The organism is Microbacterium sp. A20, from assembly GCF_004794515.1.
Lineage (GTDB): Bacteria > Actinomycetota > Actinomycetes > Actinomycetales > Microbacteriaceae > Microbacterium.
The window spans coordinates 26344-44735 of record NZ_SSDF01000074.1; the positions used below are offsets into that span (position 1 = coordinate 26344).

The window sequence follows — 18392 nt, forward strand, 5'->3', positions numbered from 1 at the left end:
CCGAGTCCGGTCTCCCATTCCTTCAGAACCGCGGGATGTCGAGTTGCGCGAGCGCGCGGGTCAACGACCGCGGGTCCTGTGTCGGAGTCTGCTGCTGCCGCAACCTGTCGAGAACCTGCCCGCGCCGCTCGGCACGGCGGGCGACGCGGCGCTCCACCCACACGGTGAGCGTGTCGGCCAACCGGAGCAGGCGAACTTCGGTGTGGGTCGGAGCCATCAGCTGAAGCGTGGCGCTGGTCATGATTCCTCCTCCATGTCGGCAGCGGGTGCGGATGTCGGGGTCGACGCGTTCCCCAGGTCGAAGAGCTCGGTCCGCAGCGACACCCGGCGGACGTCGGGGCCGATCTGACCCCGGTAGCGCTCGATCGAGCGCTCGACGATCGCCTCGAGCTCATCGCGCAGCGCTGATGCCTGCTCCGGGGTGAGGTCGAGGTGTGTGGTGATGATGATGCCGGCGTCGCGCCACGCCTCGGGCACGTCCGCCTGAGAGCGGTTGACGTACGCCATCAGAGTCTCGTGACGCAGGCGGAAGAACTCCGAGTTGACGATCTGTGCAGCGGCGCGGTGGGCGGGCGAGGTCATGTCGTCGGGTGCGGGCACGTCGATCCGCCCCTTCGGCCGCTCCCACCACCGCTCGCGGGCGGTGCCTCGGCCCTCGACCTCCTGGATGAGGTCGTGCGCGGCGAGAGCGCGAAGGTGGTAGCTGGTCGATCCGGAGGTCTCCCCCACCAGTGCCGCCAGCGAGCTGGCGGTCTGCGGGCCACGCGCGGCGAGCAGGTCGAAGATCTTCACCCGCAGCGGATGCGCCAACGCCTTCAGCGCCCCCGCATCGAGCGTCCGTACCTGCGTCTCGTTCGTCATGTATGCAAAGATACCGTTGCAAAAACTTCTTTGCAAGTGTTTGTTTGCAAAGAACTCTTTGCGGCCGCATCGGACGGTGACGCGCCTGACCGAGGAGGTTCCTGAGTACCGACCGTCTCGTGGCTAGGCTCGGAGGATGACCGACGCCACGAATCCGCTGCTGCAGCCGTCGACCCTCCCCTTCGGACTCCCCGACTACTCCGCGATCCGACCCGAGCACTATCTCCCGGCGTTCCAGGCCGGATTCGAGGAGCAGCTCCGCGAGGTCGCCCGGATCACGATGGTGCGATCGATGCCGACCTTCGAGAACACGATCGAGGCGCTCGAACGTTCGGGCGAACTGCTCGACCGCGTCGCCCACGCCTTCTACACGGTCAGTTCCGCGGATGCGACACCCGAGATCCAGGAGATCGACGAGCAGCTCGCACCCCTCATGGCCGCCCACCAGGACGCGATCACCCTGGACGCCCAGCTGTATTGGCGAGTGCAGCAGGTGTTCGAGCAGCGGGACGCTCTCGGCCTCGACGCCGAACAGCGCTATCTCGTGGAGCGCCACCACCGCGAGATGACGCACGCGGGTGCCGGTCTCGACGACAGCGCCAAGGAACGGCTGACCGAGCTGAATCAGAAGCTCTCGACGCTGACCAACACCTTCGAGCGCAACCTGCTGAACGACACGAACGACCTCGCGGTCGTCTTCGACTCCCCTGCCGAACTCGATGGGCTCAGTGCCGGCGAGCTGTCGGCTGCGGCACGTGCGGCGGCGGATCGCGGACTCGACGGCAAGCTCCTCATCACGCTGCCGCTGTTCACCGGGCACCCAGCCCTGGCTCAGTTGCGCGTCCGGGAGTCGCGACGGCGCATCATGGCCGCGTCCCTCGCGCGCGGATCCCGCGACAACGCGAATGACAACCGCCCTGTGCTGCTCGAGATCGCGCGGTTGCGGGCGGAGCGGGCCGCGCTTCTGGGATATGAGTCGCATGCCGCGTACGTCACCGCCGACGAGACGGCCGGGACCCCGGATGCCGTCGAGCGGATGCTGCGCCGGCTCGCCACGCCCTCCGCACGTAACGCAAGCGCGGAGCACGCCGCACTGCAGGCGATCGTCGATGAGACCGAAGCGACGCCGTTCTCGGTGGAGGCCCATGACTGGGCGTATTACACCGAACGGGTGCGCACGGCCCGGTACGACATCGACACCAGCGCGCTGCGCCCGTGGTTCGAGGCGGAGCGCGTCCTGCAGGACGGTGTCTTCTTCGCCGCGACGCGGCTGTACGGGGTGACGTTCTCCGAACGTCACGACCTCGCGGCCTACCACCCCGGCGCTCGGGTGTTCGAGGTGCGCAACGACGACGGCACCCCCGTCGGCCTGTACGTCCTCGACCTCTACACGCGCGATTCGAAGCGCGGTGGGGCCTGGATGAACGCGATCGTGAGTCAGTCCCGACTGCGCGGCACCGCGCCCGTCGTCGTCAACAATCTCAACGTGCCACTCCCCGGCGAGGGCGAGCCCACGCTGCTGACCCTCGATGAGGTCACGACCCTGTTCCACGAGTTCGGTCACGCCCTCCACGGACTCTTCGCGACGGTGACCTACCCGCACTTCGCCGGCACCAATGTGTTCCGCGACTTCGTCGAGTTCCCGAGCCAGGTGAACGAGATGTGGATCCTGTGGCCCGAGGTCCTCGACAACTACGCCCGACACCACGAGACCGGCGAACCGCTCGACCCCGCGATCGTCGAGCGTCTTCGCGCGACCGAGACCTTCGATCAGGGCCACGCGACGAGCGAGTATCTGGCCGCCGCCTGGCTGGACCAGGCCTGGCACCGGCTGGGCGTCGACGCGGAGATCGACGACGTCGCCGCGTTCGAGGCCGCCGCCCTCGCCGACATCGGCCTCGACGACCCGGCTGTCCCCACCCGCTACTCATCCACGTACTTCGCGCACGTCTTCTCCGGAGGGTACAGCGCGGGCTACTACTCCTACATCTGGAGCGAGGTGCTCGACGCCGACACCGTCGACTGGTTCCGGGAGAACGGCGGGCTCACGCGCGCCAACGGCGATCAGTTCCGCGCACGTCTGCTCGGGGTCGGCGGCTCGAAGGACCCCCTGGAGGCGTACCGCGACTTCCGCGGTCGGGATGCCGAGATCGAGCCGCTGCTGAAGCGTCGAGGCCTCGGCGGCTGAGGTGCACGGGTGATCGCCGAGTGGAGGCTGCTGCCCCGGATTCCGTGGACCTGGTCTCACCGTCGTGAGAACCTGAGCGCATGAACGCTTTCCCCGACGCGCCGTTCGGCCCCGCTGACCGCCTCGACCTCGACGCTGTTCCACTCGCGGTGATCCGTCACAAGGCCATCCGCATCGCCGATCTTCCGGACGCGTTCGACGCCGGCTACTCGGCGATCGCGCTCACGTTCGCCGGCGACGTACTGACCCCGACCGGGCCCGCCCTCGCGATCTACTACGGCGACCCGATGGACGTCTTCGACCTCGAGCTCGGCTTCCCCGTGCGGACGGCGCCGGAGACGCCGCTGCCGACGGCGAGCGAAAGCGTCATCGTCGCCTCGACTCTGCCCGCCGGTCCGGCCGTCGCGACCACCGTCTTCGGCTCCTACGACGGGCTCGGTGCCGGATGGGCAGGGCTCGTCGAACGCGCTGGCGCGGAGGGGGAACGCCCCGGTGGCATCTGGATCGAGGTCTACGTGTCCGACCCCGGCACGGCGCCGGCAGAGTTGCGCACCGACCTGATCATGCCGCTGGGCTGATCGAGGTCAGGCGCTCTTGCGCTTGCGCTCCATCACGATGGTGGGCGGCGCGCCCTCGTCGACGGCCGCGCGGGTGACGATGACCTTGGCGACGTCTTCTGCGGAGGGAATCTCGAACATGATCGGGCCGAGGACGTCTTCGAGGATGGCACGGAGCCCTCGGGCGCCGGTCTTGCGTTCGACAGCGAGGTCCGCGATCGAGCGCAGAGCCTCTTCTTCGAACTCGAGCTGGACGCCGTCGATCTCGAACATGCGCTGATACTGCTTCACCAGCGCATTGCGCGGGCCGGTCAGGATGTCGATGAGCGCGGCCTGGTCGAGCGGCGAGACCGAGGTGACGACAGGGAGGCGGCCGATGAACTCGGGGATCAGGCCGAACTTGTGCAGGTCTTCGGGGAGCACCTCGCTGAACAGGTCGAGATCCTTGCCCTTGTCGTGCAGCGGAGCACCGAAGCCGATCCCGTGCTTGCCGACCCGTGCGGACACGATGTCTTCGAGTCCGGCGAACGCTCCCGCGACGATGAACAGCACGTTCGACGTGTCGATCTGCAGGAACTCCTGGTGCGGGTGCTTGCGGCCGCCCTGCGGCGGAACCGACGCGACCGTGCCCTCGATGATCTTCAGCAGCGCTTGCTGCACACCCTCGCCTGACACGTCGCGAGTGATCGACGGGTTCTCGGCCTTGCGGGCGATCTTGTCGACCTCGTCGATGTAGATGATGCCCTGCTCGGCGCGCTTGACGTCGTAGTCGGCGGCCTGGATGAGCTTGAGAAGGATGTTCTCGACATCCTCACCGACGTAACCGGCCTCGGTGAGGGCGGTGGCGTCGGCCACGGCGAAGGGCACGTTGAGACGCTTGGCGAGTGTCTGCGCGAGGTAGGTCTTGCCGCAGCCGGTCGGGCCGATGAGCAGGATGTTGCTCTTCGCGATCTCGACCTCTTCAGCCCGCTGCTCGGCGGTCTGCAGCGTGCCGTGGGCACGGACGCGCTTGTAGTGGTTGTACACGGCGACGGCGAGAGCGCGCTTGGCGGGCTCCTGACCGACGACGTACTCCTCGAGGAACGAGAAGATCTCGCGCGGCTTGGGCAGCTCGAACTCCGCGACACCGTCGCCGGAGGACTCGGCCATGCGCTCTTCGATGATCTCGTTGCAGAGCTCGACGCACTCGTCGCAGATGTACACGCCGGGTCCGGCGATCAGCTGCTGGACCTGCTTCTGACTCTTTCCGCAGAAAGAGCATTTGAACAGGTCAGCGCTTTCACCGATGCGGGCCATGCGCGTCCTCCTATGGGGGATCAGAGATCGTTCTTCGAGCCTAACCGCTGCATACGACACTGGGCCGCATTGGAACGTACTCGGCGTCGGGTCGCGACACGTGAGGGGTCGGGAACCGCCACGTTCCCCGGTTCCGAGGCGACGATTCCCGACCCCTCACGAGATCGGCAGAGGGCTCAGACCATGCTCTTCGTGTGCCAGACCGTCTTCACCTCGGTGAAGGCGCCGATCCGCTCGGGTGAGGCTACGACCTCGCCGGGCGTGAGCACGCGCTTGAGAGTGTCGGCGGCCGCGATCTGCATGTCGACCCAGTCGAGGTCGCCGGCACCGGCCAAGTCCAGGGCGTTCACGTCCTGGTGCGAGGCCAGCCACGGGGCGATCTCCGCGGGCGAACCGGTGAGCACGTTGACGACGCCGCCGGGGACGTCGCTGGTGGCCAGGACCTCGGCGAGACTGATGGCAGAGAGCGGATGCCGCTCGCTGGCGACCACCACGACCGTGTTGCCCGCCACGAGGGCCGGCGCGACGACCGAGACCAAGCCCAGCAGCGCGGAATCCTGGGGCGCGACGATCGCCACGACGCCCGTCGGCTCCGGAACCGAGATGTTGAAGTACGGCCCCGAGACCGGGTTCGCGTTACCCGCCACCTGGGCGTACTTGTCGCACCACCCGGCGTACCAGACCCAGAGGTCGATGGCGTCGTCCACCTGCGTGGCCGCGGCGGAGGACGAGAGCCCCTGCTGCGCGACGATCTCGTCGATGAACTGCGCACGCCGCCCCTCGAGCACCTCGGCCACACGGTAGAGCACCTGACCGCGGTTGTAGGCGGTCGCTCCGGACCAGCCCTTGACCGCAGCGCGCGCAGCCACCACGGCGTCGCGGGCGTCCTTGCGCGAGCCCTTCGCCGCGTTGGCGAGGAACGCGCCCTTGGGCGTGAGCACCTCGTACGTGCGGCCGGACTCGCTGCGCGGGAAAGCCCCGCCGATCGCCAGCTTGTACGTCTTCGGGACGGTCAGACGCTTGCTCATGCTGCGGCTCCCTTGAGGTAGGCGGTGAGACCCTGACGTCCGCCCTCGCGGCCGTACCCGGACTCCTTGTATCCACCGAACGGGCTCGACGGATCGAATCGGTTGAACGTGTTGGCCCAGATGACCCCGGCACGGAGCCGGTCGGCCACCGCGAGGATGCGCGACCCCTTGTCGGACCAGATGCCGGCCGAGAGGCCGTAAGGCGTGTTGTTCGCCTTCGCGACGGCCTCGGCCGGCGTGCGGAAGGTGAGCACCGAGAGCACCGGGCCGAAGACCTCGTCGCGGGCGATGCGGTGAGACGCCTCGACACCGGTGAAGATCGTCGGAGCGAACCAGAAACCCTGCTCGGGGATCGCGCAGTCAGCCGTCCAGCGCTCCGCACCCTCAGCCTCGCCGATGTCGCTCAGCTCGCGGATCCGAGCCAGCTGAGCGGCGGAGTTGATCGCCCCGATGTCGGTGTTCTTGTCGAGCGGGTCGCCGAGGCGCAGCGTCGACAGGCGCGTCTTGAGCCGGTCGACGACCTCGTCGTGGATCGACTCCTGAACCAGCAGGCGGCTCCCCGCGCAGCAGACGTGGCCCTGGTTGAAGAAGATGCCGTTGACGATGCCCTCGACGGCCTGGTCGATCGGAGCGTCATCGAACACGATGTTCGCAGCCTTGCCGCCGAGCTCGAGGGTCACCTTCTTCTTCGTTCCGGCCACCGCGCGTGCGATGTCGCGACCGACACCGGTCGAGCCCGTGAAGGCGACCTTGTCCACATCGGGGTGGCGCACGAGGGTCGACCCCGTGGCACCGGCTCCGGTGACGATGTTCACGACACCGGCCGGAAGATCCGCCTGCTGCAGGATCTCCGCGAAGATCAGTGCCGTGAGCGGCGTGGTCTCGGCGGGCTTGAGGACGACGGTGTTGCCGGCGGCGAGGGCGGGAGCGATTTTCCACGCGAGCATGAGCAGCGGGAAGTTCCACGGGATGATCTGTCCGGCAACGCCGAGAGCCTGGGGGTTCGCGCCGAGTCCGGCGTGATCGAGCTTGTCCGCCCAGCCCGCGTAGTAGAAGAACCAGGAGGCGACGAGCGGCACGTCGACGTCGCGGCTCTCCTTGATCGGCTTCCCGTTGTCGAGGCTCTCCGCGACGGCGAGCTCGCGGGCCCGCTCCTGCACGAGTCGCGCGATGCGGAACAGGTACTTGCCGCGGTCGCGACCGCTCATCCGCGACCAGGTCTTCTCGTAGGCGCGACGCGCCGCCTTGACCGCACGGTCCACGTCTTCGTCGCTCGCGGAGGATATCTCGGCGATGTGCTTCTCGGTCGCCGGGGAGATCGTGTTGAACGATGCGCCAGAGCCGTCGACGAACTCGCCGTCGATGAACAGCCCGTAGCTGCTCTTGAGGTTCAGAACCGCGGTGGACTCCGGTGCCGGAGCGTATTCCAGAAATGACATGTTCGTCTTCCCGTCAGTCGATCGTGACGTAGTCGGGGCCCGAGTAATGGCCGGAGCTGAGCTTCTGACGCTGCAGGAGCACATCGTTGAGAAGGCTGGAGGCGCCGAAACGGAACAGGTGCGGCTGGAGCCACTCCTCCCCCACGGTCTCGGCGACCGTGACGAGGTACTTCACCGCGTCCTTCGACGAGCGGATGCCGCCGGCGGGCTTCACGCCGATCTTCTCGCCCGTGCCACGGTGCCAGTCGCGCACCGTCTCGAGCATCAGCAGAGTGGTCGGCAGGGTCGCGGCCGGCTGCACCTTTCCGGTCGAGGTCTTGATGAAGTCCCCTCCGGCCAGGATGCCGAGCCACGAGGCGCGCTTGATGTTGTCGTACGTGTTCAGCTCACCGGTCTCGAGGATCACCTTGAGGGAGGCGTACGAGCCGTCTTCGCGGCGGCAGGCTTCCTTCACCTGAGCGATCTGGTCGAACACGAGGCCGTAGCGACCGGAGAGGAACGCTCCCCGGTCGATGACCATGTCGATCTCGTCCGCGCCGGCGGCGACCGCCTCGGCGGTGTCGGCGAGCTTGATCGCGAGCGACGCACGGCCGCTCGGGAACGCCGTGGCCACAGCGGCGACCGAGATCAGACCGTCATCGGGGTCGCCGTGCAGGCTGCCGAGGGCGGTGACCGCGTCGTCCACCATGTCGCCGTAGACGCACACCGCTGCGACCCGAGGAGTCGACGCGTCGGCGGCATCCGGGGTCTTCGCCTTGGCGACGAGCGAGCGCACCTTGCCGGGGGTGTCCGCACCCTCGAGCGTCGTGAGGTCGATCAGCTTGATGATGGTGTCGAGCGCCCAGGCCTTCGAGGTGGTCTTGATGGAGCGGGTGCCGAGCCCGGCAGCGCGCTGCTCCAGTCCGACGGCGTCGACGCCGGGGAGCCCGTGCAGGAAGCGACGGAGGGTGGCGTCGTCCGGCTCACCGCCGAGGACATCCACCGCCGTCCTGCGGCTGATTTCTGTGGTCGTCACTGTTCCTCCAACAATGCTCGTGCTGTGGTCTCATCGGTCACCAGGACGCCGCACAGACCGCTGGTCACGACCGTGCGTGCGATGTCGTGCTTGGCGGGGCCGGCGGTGACGAAGATCGCGTGGGCGGCTCCGCGCAGCCGGTCGAGCGATACGCCGACCGTCCGGGCGTCGAGCTGCGAGTCGACGATGTTGCCCTCCGCGTCGACGTAGCGGCCGAGAACGTCGCCGACGGCTCCGCGGCGCGCGAGCTCCTCGACCTCCTCGACAGTGAGGTATCCGTTCTCGACATGGGCGGACGAGGCGTCGCAGGGTCCCGCGGTGAACAGGAACGCCTGTGCCTCGGCTGCCTCTTCGAGAACCGCCGCGACCGTGCGATCGGACTCGATGGCCTGCTTGGTCTCCACGCGTTCGAGTATCGCGGGACTCGGGAGCAGTGAGACCTGGCCGGATGCACGCTGAGCGATCGTGACGGCCAGCCCGGCCGCACCGCCTGAGCGGCGGTTCAGGCTGACGCCGCCGTTGAGCTGCACGACGGTGACGCCGTTGGCCCATCCGTCGGGGAGCGCCTCGGCGACGGCACGGAGCGTGCGGCCCCAGCTCACGCCGAGTGTCCGCGGAACCGGCCGCAGTGCGGTCAGGAAGTCGGCGGCAGCCTGTGCGACGCGTTCGAGCGTCCCGTCATCGCCTTCCGGCGCGGGCACGACGACGGCATCCGTGAGGCCGAACCGCTCCACCAGCATCCGCTCCAGACCGAGCCGGCGGGCGCGCGGGTGCACGATCTCGATGCGCACGATGCCGCGATCCTTGGCCTGCACCAGGAGTCGGCCGACCTTCCAGCGGGAGATCTTGAGGAGTCCACCGATCTCGTCCTGAGTCTTGTCCTCGTCGTAGTAGAGCTCGGCGACGCGAACCATGAGCAGATCGTCTTCCACGGCATCCTCCTTCCTCGTCCAGAGTATGCCGAAATCCGCGTTCGCGCATCCGAATGCTCATATGAGCATGGCCCGCGGAACAAGTGCACATCCGCCGGGGACGAAGAAGGGGCGTCCGTCGTGATGACGGACGCCCCTTCTGGATCGAACGGTCTCAGACGCGCTTGCGCGTGGTGAGCACCTGGTCGACGATGCCGTATTCGAGCGCCTGCGCGGCGGAGAGGATGTTGTCGCGATCGATGTCGCGGTTCACCTGCTCCGGCGTGCGCTTGGTGTGCCCGGCCAGGGTCTCTTCGAGCCAGGTCCGCATGCGGAGGATCTCCGCGGCCTGGATCTCGATGTCGGAAGCCTGGCCGTGACCGGCCTCCCCCATCGCGGGCTGGTGGATGAGCACTCGGGCGTTCGGCAGCGCGAGACGCTTGCCGGGTGCGCCGGCCGCGAGCAGCACGGCCGCGGCGGATGCCGCCTGGCCGAGCACGACGGTCTGGATCTGCGGTGCGACGTACTGCATCGTGTCGTAGATCGCCGTCATCGCGGTGAACGAGCCACCGGGCGAGTTGATGTACATCGTGATGTCGCGCTCGGCATCCTGGCTCTCCAGGACGAGGAGCTGCGCCATGACGTCGTCAGCAGACGCGTCGTCGACCTGCACGCCGAGGAAGATCACGCGGTCCTCGAACAGCTTGTTGTACGGGTCCTGGCGCTTGAAACCGTAGGCCGTGCGCTCCTCGAACTGCGGGAGCACGTAGCGGCTGGAAGGAAGGTCACCGGCTGAGCGGAAGGTGGGTGTGTACATGAGCGTCCTTTCGCTTTCCGTTACTCGGTGTCCTGGTCGGTTCCGCCGCCACCGATGACGTCGGAGGCCGATTCGCGGATGTGGTCGACGAAACCGTACTCGAGCGCTTCCTCGGCGGTGAACCAGCGGTCGCGGTCACCGTCGGCGTTGATCTGCTCGACCGACTTGCCGGTCTGCGCCGCAGTGATCTCGGCGAGGCGGTTCTTCATCGACATGATGAGCTGCGCCTGGGTCTGGATGTCGCTCGACGTACCGCCGAAGCCACCGTGCGGCTGGTGCAGCAGCACCCGGGCGTTGGGCGTGATGTAGCGCTTGCCCTTGGTGCCCGCGGTCAGCAGCAGCTGGCCCATCGATGCGGCCATGCCGATGCCGACCGTGACGATGTCGTTCGGCACGAACTGCATCGTGTCGTAGATCGCCATACCCGCGGTGATCGAGCCACCAGGCGAGTTCACGTAGAGGTAGATGTCTCGCTCGGAGTCCTCTGCGGCGAGAAGAAGGATCTTCGCGCAGATCTCGTTCGCGTTCTCGTCTCGCACCTCCGAGCCGAGCCAGATGATGCGGTCCTTCAGCAACCTGTCGAAGACGCTCGTTGCGAGGAGGGGTTCTGCAGCCATGTCAGCTCCTGATTCCGTGTTTCAGTGATTCGAATCTACCGGCGACGACGCAGCACTCAGGCCGTGTTCGCCGTCGGCATATCAGGTGTCGGTGCCGGCGATCTCGTGGGCGTATGCCGTCATCGAGCGGTGGTACCGCGGGAGGTGCGGCACGAGCGCGAGCAGTGCCACCGAGAGCCCCTGCGCCGGTCGTCCGGCGCTCGCGAGGATGAGGGCATGGACCGTCGCGACGGCGTCGCGATAGGGCCCGTCCGCCGACAGCTCCTCCTCGGCGCGGATCACGGCGAGAGCCTCGTCGTACTCCCCCAGGTTGCGCAGGGAGCTGGCCAGCTGGATCACGCACTGCGGGCGGTGCTCCTCGTCGAGCCCCAGCGCGAGCGCGCGGCGGTACAGCTCCACGGCCTCGGCCGGCTTCCCCGCCGAGTCCCGCGCGCCGGCTCGTTCGAACTCCGCGCGTGCATCGTCCGCCCCGCGCTCGGCGGCCAGGGCATCGATCCGCGCGATCGTGTCGTCGCCGACCTCTTCGCCCGACGCATCCGTCCAGACCTCGTCGATGCGCTCATCCCATGTCTTCATCACTGCTCTCCCTCGGATGGAAAAGAGGGCGGATGCCGCAGCACCCGCCCTCTTCACTGGATCGTGTCCGATCACTCGGCCTTGTCGGCCGCCTTCTTGGCCGGAGCCTTCTTGGCGGCAGGCTTCTTGGCAGCCGGCTTCTTCTCGGCGGGCTCCTCGGCAGCGTCGGCGTCGACCTTCTTGGCCGGAGCCTTCTTCGCGGGCGCCTTCTTGGCCGGAGCCTTCTTGGCCGGCTTCTCCTCGGCTTCTGCCTCACCCTCGGCAGCCTCATCGTCCGTGACGATGAAGTCGGAGAGGTCGACGGCCTTGCCGTTGCTGTCGACGACCTTGACCTTGCCGAGCGCGATGGCGAGGGCCTTGTTGCGGGCGACCTCACCGACGAGCGCGGGGAGCTGGTTCGAGGACTGCAGCGCCTCGACGAACTCCTGCGGGGCCATGCCGTACTGCGCGGCCGACTGGATCAGGTACTGGCTCAGCTCTTCCTGCGAGACCTGCACGTCGGCCTGCTCGGCGATCGTGTCGAGCAGCACCTGCGTGCGGAACTGCTTCTCGCTCGCCTCGGTGACCTCGGCGCGGTGCACGTCGTCCTCGAGGCGGCCTTCGCCCTCGAGGTGGTTGTGCACCTCGTCCTCGATGAGCTGCGGCGGAACCGGGATCTCGATCTTCTCGAGCAGCGCCTCGACGAGCTTGTCGCGCGCGGCGGAACCCTGCGTGAAGACGCCCTGCTGCGCGACGCGCTCGGCCAGGCTCTCGCGGAGCTCTGCGATGGTGTCGAACTCGCTCGCGATCTGCGCGAAGTCGTCGTCAGCCTCGGGAAGCTCGCGCTCCTTGACGGCCTTGACGGTCACGGAGACCTCGGCCTCGGAACCGGCGTGGTCGCCGCCCACGAGGGCCGAGCGGAACGTGGTGTCCTCACCGGCGGTGAGCGACTCGATCGCGTCGTCGATGCCCTCGAGCAGCTCGCCGGAGCCGATCTCGTAGGAGACGCCCTCGGCGCGGTCGATCTCGGCGCCGTCGATGGTGGCGACCAGGTCGAGCTCGACGAAGTCGCCCTTGGCGGCCGGACGGTCGACCGGGACGAGCGTGCCGAAACGGGCGCGCATGTTGTCGAGCTCGGCATCCAGTGCGGCCTCGTCGGCCTCGATGGCGTCGACCGTCACGGTGATGTCGTCGTAGGCGGGCAGGTCGATGTCGGGGCGCACGTCCACCTCGATGTCGACGAGCAGGTCGCCGGAGAAGTCCTTCTCGTTCGGCCACTGCGTGATGTCGGCGGCCGGGCGACCGACGACCCGCAGCTTGTGCTCGACCGTGGCGTCACGGAAGAACTTGTCCAGGCCCTCGTTCACCGCGTGCTCGATGACCGCACCGCGGCCGATGCGCTGATCGATGATGGGCGCCGGGACCTTGCCCTTGCGGAAGCCGGGGATCTGCACGTCCTGAGCGATGTGCTCGTAGGCGTGAGTGATGCTGGGCTTGAGGTCGTCCGGGGTGACCGTGATGCTGAGCTTGACCCGGGTCGGGGTCAGCTTCTCGACGGTGCTGTTCGCCATGCTGGTGTGTTCTCCTTGTGATTTCCGCGCGGTATCGCGGCTGTAAGGTCCGTGGGGCCGTGTCGGGGCGACAGGAGTTGAACCTGCGACCTCCCGCTCCCAAAGCGGGCGCTCTACCAAGCTGAGCTACGCCCCGGGGAATCCGCACGCAGATTCAGCCCCACCGAGTCTAACGGACGGGAGCACTCCCGACTGTCCGGTATGATCGATGAGTCCGGAGATGAAAATCCGGCCCGTCCCCGAGATTCCGCGGGGATCCGGGGCTGTAGCTTAGTGGTAAAGCCTTAGTCTTCCAAACTAATGATGCGGGTTCGATTCCCGTCAGCCCCTCCGGATCAGAAGGCCCTCATCGGAAACGATGGGGGCCTTCTCGCATGCTCAGGGGTCGGTCCCATACGCTGACAGCACCGACGCACGCAGTCTCCGACCGGAAGGCGACAACGAAATGGGCACGACGTGACCGCCCCGCTTCGGCCCGGCCCCGGGACGCACGCACTCCCCCCGACGCGCGGCGCCCACGAGCTTCCGGCGCGCTTCTCTTCGAGTCCGAGCCCCGTCGCGGGCCCCCGGGAGCGCCGACGCCCGCGCCGAGGCCTCGTCGTCGGCATCCTCGGGGGCGCAGCGGTGATCGCTGCGCTGGGCATCACGCAGCTGTCCGCGAATCTCGGTTACGACGACACCGCTGACCGACTCGACGACACCCTCCGCACCGCGACGGCGGTGAAGGCGGAAACCGATCACACCCGTGACGCGCTCACACAGGCGACGGATGCCGGCCACGTCATCCTGGACGTGACCGATGCGCGGATCGCCGTGCCGGAGGATGCCGTATCGGCGCTGTCCACCGCCGTCGCCAAGGGCGAGGAGACAGGAGCTGCCGCGGAGACGCTCGACGCCACCGCATTCCCGTCTCCGGGAGAGAAGCCGGTCTGGTTCTGGGAGCTGATCGGAGAATCCGCGGAGCTGGCCGATGACGAGAACTCCCTCGAGGATCTGGTGCGGGACCTCCAAGATGCGTCCGAGAATGCGGCCGAGGCCGAGGACGCCGTCCAGGAGAGTGGATTGGCCGTGCTGTCCGCAGCGGCTGAGGCGGCAGCGGGGTTCGAGGCGGCACACCTCTCCGCGCGCAACGACGCCGTGATCGCGCTCCGAGACGCCGCGGCGGATGCACTGGCCGTGAAGCGCATCGACGCCAAGGCGGCGACCACGTATGTCGCGCTGCAGGACGCCGGCGCTCAGATCATCGCGACGGAGTCCGAGGAACTGGCCGAGAAGTCGGGGCCGCTGCAGGGCGCGCGGCTGGAGATCGAGGCGTTCGCCCGTTCCCTCGCACCGGGCGTGCTGCTCGAGTTCGACTGGTCCCCCGTGGTCAACGGCGCGGGCTACAACGGAAGCATGGGCGGGTACACCACCTGGTGGTGGGACGACCCCGGACGCGCGAACATCGAGCTCTCCGACTCGGTGGCCGAGCAGTGGCCGGCAGAGCGGAGCAAGGCGCTCGTCGCACACGAGGTGGGTCACGCGATCAGCGTGAAGTGCCAGGACATGTACGACTCCTCGACGCAGGACAGCATCGAGAAGTGGGCCACCGCGTGGGCCATCAGCATGGGCTACACCGACGATGCCAACGGCGTCTGGGCCTATGGATACCCGCCGCAGGAGTACATCGACGCCGCCGCGGGCTGCCGCTGAGCGCACAGCGCGACCGCGTGACAGAAGAGGCCGCCGTGATCACTCACGGCGGCCTCTTCGACGTCAGGTCGAGGTCACTGCCCCCGACGCTCGCGCAGCTGCGTGAGCGCGTCGTCGAGAAGCTGGACGGCCTCCTCGTCGGTGCGACGCTCCTTCACATACGCGAGGTGCGTCTTGTACGGCTCCGCCTTCGCGAGAGCAGGAGGGTTCTCCTTGTCGCGCCCGGCCGGGAGACCCGACTGCGGGTGGTCGATCGTCTCGGGGATCTCCTCTTCCGGGAGCCCCGCGGCGAAGTAGCGCACGGTCTCGTTGCCGAGACCGTCCCAGTACGAGACCGCGATGCGATCGGCGTGGTAGCCGTGATCCTGTTCGCCCATCGGGCCGGAGCCCACGCGGGTGCCGCGGATGGCGTTTCCACCGGTAGCCATCAGATGACCTCGAATTTCGTGATGAGGCCCAGCGCGACGATGGCGACGAACCATGTCAGTGCCAGGACGACGGTGAAGCGGTTGAGGTTCCGCTCCGCGAGACCGGAGGAGCCGACCGCAGAGGTCATGCCGCCACCGAACATGTCGGACAGTCCACCGCCGCGACCTTTGTGCAGGAGGATGAGGAGGGTCAGCAGAACGCTGGTGATGCCCAGCACGACCTGCAGGACGAACTCGAGAATTGCCACGAGAAAGAGCCTTTCGCTGGGGCCGGAACGCCCCCGTAACGGTCAAGTATACGGTGCAGCGGGGCCGCAGCCCCGCTGCACTCACACGCCGACGTGCTTCTCGAAGCGGATGATCGCTGCGAACTCGTCCACCACGAGGCTCGCCCCGCCGACGAGTGCGCCGTCCACGTCGGGCTCGCGCATGAAGCTGGCGATGTTCGCCGCCTTGACCGAGCCGCCGTACAGGATGCGGGTGCGGGCCGCAGCCTCGTCCCCGAGAACCTTCGCGATGACCGCGCGCAGAGCGGCGCAGACGTCCTGCGCCTGCTGAGGCGTCGCGGCCTGGCCGGAGCCGATCGCCCACACGGGCTCGTACGCCACGACGATGTCCGCCTTCGGCGACACGCCCTGGAGCGCGGCCTCGAGCTGCGACACCGGAACGGCGCTGGCACCGAACTTCTCCAGGTCGCCCGCGGTCTCGCCGACGCAGATCACCGGCACGAGGCCGTGCTTGAGAGACGCCTGCACCTTGGCCGCCACGACATCGTCGCCCTCGGCGTGGTACTCACGACGCTCCGAGTGGCCGATGATGACGTACTTCGCGTCGAGCTTCGCCAGGAAAGCCCCGGAGACCTCGCCGGTGTATGCACCGGAGTCGTGAGCCGAGACGTCCTGCGCACCGAGTGCGAACGGGATCTTGTCCGCGTCGATGAGCGTCTGGACGCTGCGGATGTCGGTGAAGGGCGGGAAGACCGCGACCTCGACGGATCCGTCCTCGTGCTTCGCATCCTTCAACGTCCAGTGCAGCTTCTGCACGAACGCGACCGCCTGAAGGTGGTCGAGATTCATCTTCCAGTTTCCCGCGATCAGCGGGGTACGGGAGTTCACGCCCATCCGAGGACCTCCAGCCCAGGTAGTTTCTTGCCCTCGAGGAACTCGAGGCTCGCGCCGCCGCCGGTCGAGATGTGACCGAACTGGTCGTCAGTGAATCCGAGCTGACGCACGGCCGCGGCGGAGTCGCCGCCACCGACGACGCTGAGGCCGTCGACCTCGGTGAGTGCCTGCGCGACGGTCTTGGTGCCGGCAGCGAACGCCGGGAACTCGAACACGCCCATCGGACCGTTCCAGAACACAGTCTTCGACTCGCGGATGACCTCGGCGAAGCGCGCTGCCGTCTCCGGACCGATGTCGAGTCCGATGCCGGAGGCACCGAACGGCGTCGACTCGATCGCGTCTGCTGCGGCGACTTCGTGCGCGGCGTCCGCACCGAAGGATGCGGCGACGACGACATCTGTGGGGAGCACGAGCTCCACGCCGCGTTCCGCCGCCTCCGCGATGTAGCCGCGGACCGTCTCGAGCTGATCCTCTTCCAGCAGGCTGGAGGCCACGGCATGACCCTGCGCCTTCAGGAAGGTGAAGAGCATTCCACCGCCGACGAGAATCTTGTCGACGCGCGGCAGCAGGTGAGAGATGACTCCGAGCTTGTCGCTGACCTTCGAGCCGCCGAGCACGACCGCGTAGGGGCGCTCAGGCTTCTCGGTCAGACGGTCGAGCACGTCGAGCTCGGCCGCGATCAGCAGACCGGCCGCCGACGGGAGCAGTTCGGCGAGCTCGTAGACGCTCGCCTGCTTGCGGTGCACGACCCCGAAACCGTCGGAGACGAGCACGTCGCCGAGTTCCGCGAGTTCCGCCGCGAAGGCGGCGCGCGCAGCGTCGTCCTTCGAGGTCTCCCCCGCGTTGAACCGCAGGTTCTCGATGACGACGACCCCGCCGTCCTCCAGCGAGGCGACGGCTTCCTTCGCCGACTCGCCGACCGTGTCGCGGGCGAACGCGACCGGAGAACCGAGCAGCTCCGACAGCCGCTGAGCCACCGGCTCCAGGCTGTACTGCGGGTCGGGGGCGCCATCCGGCCGCCCGAGGTGGGAGCACACGACAACGCGGGCGCCCGCGTTGATGAGTGCATTGAGGGTCGGCAACGAGGCGCGGACACGGCCATCGTCCGTGATGATCCCATCCCGCAGGGGGACGTTGAGATCACAACGGACGATGACGCGCTTGCCCTCGAGCGACCCCAGTGTGTCCAGGGTGCGCAGAGTCATGTGTCTGAGCTTAGAGGCGCTCGGCCACGTACTCGGTCAGGTCGACGAGACGGTTGGAGTAGCCCCACTCGTTGTCGTACCAGCTCGAGACCTTGATCAGGTTGCCGCTCACGTTGGTGAGCGTCGAGTCGAAGATCGACGAGTGCGGGTTGTGCACGATGTCGCTCGAGACGATCGGGTCTTCGTTGTACTGCAGGAAGCCGGCGAGACGACCCTCGGCAGCGGCCTTCTTGTACGCCTCGTTGACCTCGTCGACCGTGAGGTTCTCACGGTCGGTGATCAGCGTGAGGTCGACGATCGAGCCGGTGGGAACCGGCACGCGGTACGACGAGCCGCTCAGCTTGCCCTGGAGCTCCGGGAGCACCTCGCCGATGGCCTTGGCTGCACCGGTCGAGGCCGGAGTGATGTTGATCGCGGCGGCGCGTGCACGACGGAGGTCGCTGTGCGGGCCGTCCTGCAGGTTCTGGTCGGCGGTGTACGCGTGAGCCGTCATCATGAAGCCGCGGTCGATGCCGAACGCGTCGTTGAAGACCTGTGCCAGCGGCGCGAGGCAGTTGGTCGTGCAGGACGCGTTGGAGATGATGTGATCCGTCTCCGGGTTGTACGTGTCCTCGTTCACGCCCATGACGAACGTGCCGTCGACACCGGTGCCGGGAGCCGAGATGAGGACCTTCTTCGCGCCGGCCTCGATGTGCTTCTTGGCGAGCTCGGCCTTGGTGAAGAAGCCGGTCGACTCGATGACGATGTCGACGCCCAGCTCGCCCCACGGGAGACCTGCGGGGTCGCGCTCGGCGAAGGCCTTGATCTTCTTGCCGTTGACGGTGATGCTCTCATCGTCGTAGCTGATCTCGGCGTCGAGGACGCCGCCCACCGAGTCGTACTTCAGCAGGTGCGCCAGGGTCTTGTTGTCGGTGAGGTCGTTGACGGCGACGATCTCAAGGTCCGCTCCCTGCGCGAGAGCCGCGCGGAAGTAGTTGCGTCCGATGCGGCCGAAGCCGTTGATACCGATCTTGACAGACACTCAGGTCTCCCTGTTTCTCGTGCACTGCACACAGCTTTCCAGCATGAGTGAAGCGCGGGGTTTTTTGGCT

Annotated in this window: 19 protein-coding genes and 2 tRNA genes; 4 read left to right on the forward strand and 17 right to left on the reverse strand. The window is 67.6% G+C overall.

Annotated features, from left to right (window positions below):
• Positions 1-22: 22 nt before the first annotated feature.
• Positions 23-241 (reverse strand): hypothetical protein, encoded by a 219-nt coding sequence (locus DW298_RS09065; protein WP_136042119.1) that lies wholly within the window; start codon positions 239-241, stop codon positions 23-25.
• On the reverse strand, positions 238-861 hold the full coding sequence (locus tag DW298_RS09070; protein ID WP_136042120.1) for a helix-turn-helix domain-containing protein: 624 nt from the start codon (positions 859-861) through the stop codon (positions 238-240). Before DW298_RS09070 ends, DW298_RS09065 begins: the two co-directional genes overlap by 4 nt.
• Positions 862-997: 136 nt before the next feature.
• On the opposite strand from DW298_RS09070, the gene DW298_RS09075 reads away from it, so the two are divergent.
• Positions 998-3049, forward strand: a complete 2052-nt coding sequence (locus DW298_RS09075) for a M3 family metallopeptidase (protein WP_136042121.1) — start codon at positions 998-1000, stop codon at positions 3047-3049.
• An 80-nt stretch (positions 3050-3129) separates the two neighbouring features.
• A complete protein-coding gene (locus DW298_RS09080) occupies positions 3130-3627 on the forward strand; it encodes a GyrI-like domain-containing protein (RefSeq protein ID WP_136042122.1) in 498 nt (165 codons plus the stop codon).
• Between the two features lie 6 nt (positions 3628-3633).
• Here DW298_RS09080 and clpX read toward each other — a convergent pair whose 3' ends face one another.
• The 10 genes from clpX to DW298_RS09130 all read right to left on the reverse strand — a co-directional run bounded on the left by clpX (position 3634) and on the right by DW298_RS09130 (position 12991).
• A complete protein-coding gene (clpX, locus tag DW298_RS09085) occupies positions 3634-4902 on the reverse strand; it encodes an ATP-dependent Clp protease ATP-binding subunit ClpX (protein WP_136042123.1) in 1269 nt (422 codons plus the stop codon).
• A 176-nt stretch (positions 4903-5078) separates the two neighbouring features.
• Complete coding sequence (locus DW298_RS09090) at positions 5079-5930, reverse strand: aldehyde dehydrogenase family protein (RefSeq protein WP_136042124.1); 852 nt, start codon at positions 5928-5930, stop codon at positions 5079-5081.
• On the reverse strand, positions 5927-7369 hold the full coding sequence (locus DW298_RS09095) for an aldehyde dehydrogenase family protein (RefSeq protein WP_136042125.1): 1443 nt from the start codon (positions 7367-7369) through the stop codon (positions 5927-5929). Before DW298_RS09095 ends, DW298_RS09090 begins: the two co-directional genes overlap by 4 nt.
• A 13-nt stretch (positions 7370-7382) precedes the next feature.
• Entirely contained in the window at positions 7383-8384 is a 1002-nt protein-coding gene (gene deoC, locus DW298_RS09100; RefSeq protein ID WP_136042126.1) for a deoxyribose-phosphate aldolase, read from the reverse strand.
• On the reverse strand, positions 8381-9316 hold the full coding sequence (locus DW298_RS09105; RefSeq protein WP_240745082.1) for a sugar-binding domain-containing protein: 936 nt from the start codon (positions 9314-9316) through the stop codon (positions 8381-8383). The genes deoC and DW298_RS09105 overlap by 4 nt, the downstream gene beginning before the upstream one ends.
• A gap of 154 nt (positions 9317-9470) precedes the next feature.
• Positions 9471-10112: an ATP-dependent Clp protease proteolytic subunit gene (locus tag DW298_RS09110; protein ID WP_021201511.1), complete on the reverse strand. Its 642-nt coding sequence runs from the start codon at positions 10110-10112 to the stop codon at positions 9471-9473.
• 20 nt (positions 10113-10132) lie between these two features.
• Complete coding sequence (locus DW298_RS09115) at positions 10133-10729, reverse strand: ATP-dependent Clp protease proteolytic subunit (RefSeq protein ID WP_017830295.1); 597 nt, start codon at positions 10727-10729, stop codon at positions 10133-10135.
• Between the two features lie 81 nt (positions 10730-10810).
• On the reverse strand, positions 10811-11305 hold the full coding sequence (locus DW298_RS09120) for a tetratricopeptide repeat protein (RefSeq protein ID WP_136042127.1): 495 nt from the start codon (positions 11303-11305) through the stop codon (positions 10811-10813).
• 71 nt (positions 11306-11376) lie between these two features.
• Positions 11377-12855, reverse strand: a complete 1479-nt coding sequence (gene tig, locus DW298_RS09125; protein WP_136042128.1) for a trigger factor — start codon at positions 12853-12855, stop codon at positions 11377-11379.
• Between the two features lie 62 nt (positions 12856-12917).
• Positions 12918-12991, reverse strand: a tRNA-Pro gene (locus DW298_RS09130).
• Between the two features lie 123 nt (positions 12992-13114).
• Between DW298_RS09130 and DW298_RS09135 the strand changes: the two genes are divergently transcribed.
• Together DW298_RS09135 and DW298_RS09140 are read left to right on the forward strand one after the other, a co-directional pair.
• Positions 13115-13185: transfer RNA gene (locus DW298_RS09135), tRNA-Gly, on the forward strand.
• A gap of 126 nt (positions 13186-13311) precedes the next feature.
• Positions 13312-14547 (forward strand): hypothetical protein, encoded by a 1236-nt coding sequence (locus tag DW298_RS09140; RefSeq protein ID WP_136042129.1) that lies wholly within the window; start codon positions 13312-13314, stop codon positions 14545-14547.
• A gap of 74 nt (positions 14548-14621) precedes the next feature.
• On the opposite strand, the gene DW298_RS09145 is transcribed toward DW298_RS09140, so the two are convergent.
• The 5 genes from DW298_RS09145 to gap all read right to left on the reverse strand — a co-directional run bounded on the left by DW298_RS09145 (position 14622) and on the right by gap (position 18322).
• Positions 14622-14975 (reverse strand): RNA polymerase-binding protein RbpA, encoded by a 354-nt coding sequence (locus DW298_RS09145; RefSeq protein WP_017830291.1) that lies wholly within the window; start codon positions 14973-14975, stop codon positions 14622-14624.
• On the reverse strand, positions 14975-15223 hold the full coding sequence (gene secG / locus DW298_RS09150) for a preprotein translocase subunit SecG (RefSeq protein WP_029261623.1): 249 nt from the start codon (positions 15221-15223) through the stop codon (positions 14975-14977). Before secG ends, DW298_RS09145 begins: the two co-directional genes overlap by 1 nt.
• Before the next feature lie 81 nt (positions 15224-15304).
• Positions 15305-16096: a triose-phosphate isomerase gene (gene tpiA / locus DW298_RS09155; protein WP_136042130.1), complete on the reverse strand. Its 792-nt coding sequence runs from the start codon at positions 16094-16096 to the stop codon at positions 15305-15307.
• Positions 16087-17301 (reverse strand): phosphoglycerate kinase, encoded by a 1215-nt coding sequence (locus DW298_RS09160; RefSeq protein ID WP_136042131.1) that lies wholly within the window; start codon positions 17299-17301, stop codon positions 16087-16089. Before DW298_RS09160 ends, tpiA begins: the two co-directional genes overlap by 10 nt.
• Before the next feature lie 10 nt (positions 17302-17311).
• On the reverse strand, positions 17312-18322 hold the full coding sequence (gap, locus tag DW298_RS09165; RefSeq protein ID WP_136042132.1) for a type I glyceraldehyde-3-phosphate dehydrogenase: 1011 nt from the start codon (positions 18320-18322) through the stop codon (positions 17312-17314).
• Positions 18323-18392 lie beyond the last annotated feature (70 nt).

Coding starts and splice junctions, on each gene's coding strand:
- DW298_RS09065 (WP_136042119.1), bottom strand. CDS start 241: ATGACCAGCGCCACGCTTCAGCTGATGGCTCCGACCCACACCGAAGTT.
- DW298_RS09070 (WP_136042120.1), bottom strand. CDS start 861: ATGACGAACGAGACGCAGGTACGGACGCTCGATGCGGGGGCGCTGAAG.
- DW298_RS09075 (WP_136042121.1), top strand. CDS start 998: ATGACCGACGCCACGAATCCGCTGCTGCAGCCGTCGACCCTCCCCTTC.
- DW298_RS09080 (WP_136042122.1), top strand. CDS start 3,130: ATGAACGCTTTCCCCGACGCGCCGTTCGGCCCCGCTGACCGCCTCGAC.
- clpX (WP_136042123.1), bottom strand. CDS start 4,902: ATGGCCCGCATCGGTGAAAGCGCTGACCTGTTCAAATGCTCTTTCTGC.
- DW298_RS09090 (WP_136042124.1), bottom strand. CDS start 5,930: ATGAGCAAGCGTCTGACCGTCCCGAAGACGTACAAGCTGGCGATCGGC.
- DW298_RS09095 (WP_136042125.1), bottom strand. CDS start 7,369: ATGTCATTTCTGGAATACGCTCCGGCACCGGAGTCCACCGCGGTTCTG.
- DW298_RS09110 (WP_021201511.1), bottom strand. CDS start 10,112: ATGTACACACCCACCTTCCGCTCAGCCGGTGACCTTCCTTCCAGCCGC.
- DW298_RS09115 (WP_017830295.1), bottom strand. CDS start 10,729: ATGGCTGCAGAACCCCTCCTCGCAACGAGCGTCTTCGACAGGTTGCTG.
- DW298_RS09120 (WP_136042127.1), bottom strand. CDS start 11,305: ATGAAGACATGGGATGAGCGCATCGACGAGGTCTGGACGGATGCGTCG.
- tig (WP_136042128.1), bottom strand. CDS start 12,855: ATGGCGAACAGCACCGTCGAGAAGCTGACCCCGACCCGGGTCAAGCTC.
- DW298_RS09145 (WP_017830291.1), bottom strand. CDS start 14,975: ATGGCTACCGGTGGAAACGCCATCCGCGGCACCCGCGTGGGCTCCGGC.
- tpiA (WP_136042130.1), bottom strand. CDS start 16,096: ATGGGCGTGAACTCCCGTACCCCGCTGATCGCGGGAAACTGGAAGATG.
- DW298_RS09160 (WP_136042131.1), bottom strand. CDS start 17,301: ATGACTCTGCGCACCCTGGACACACTGGGGTCGCTCGAGGGCAAGCGC.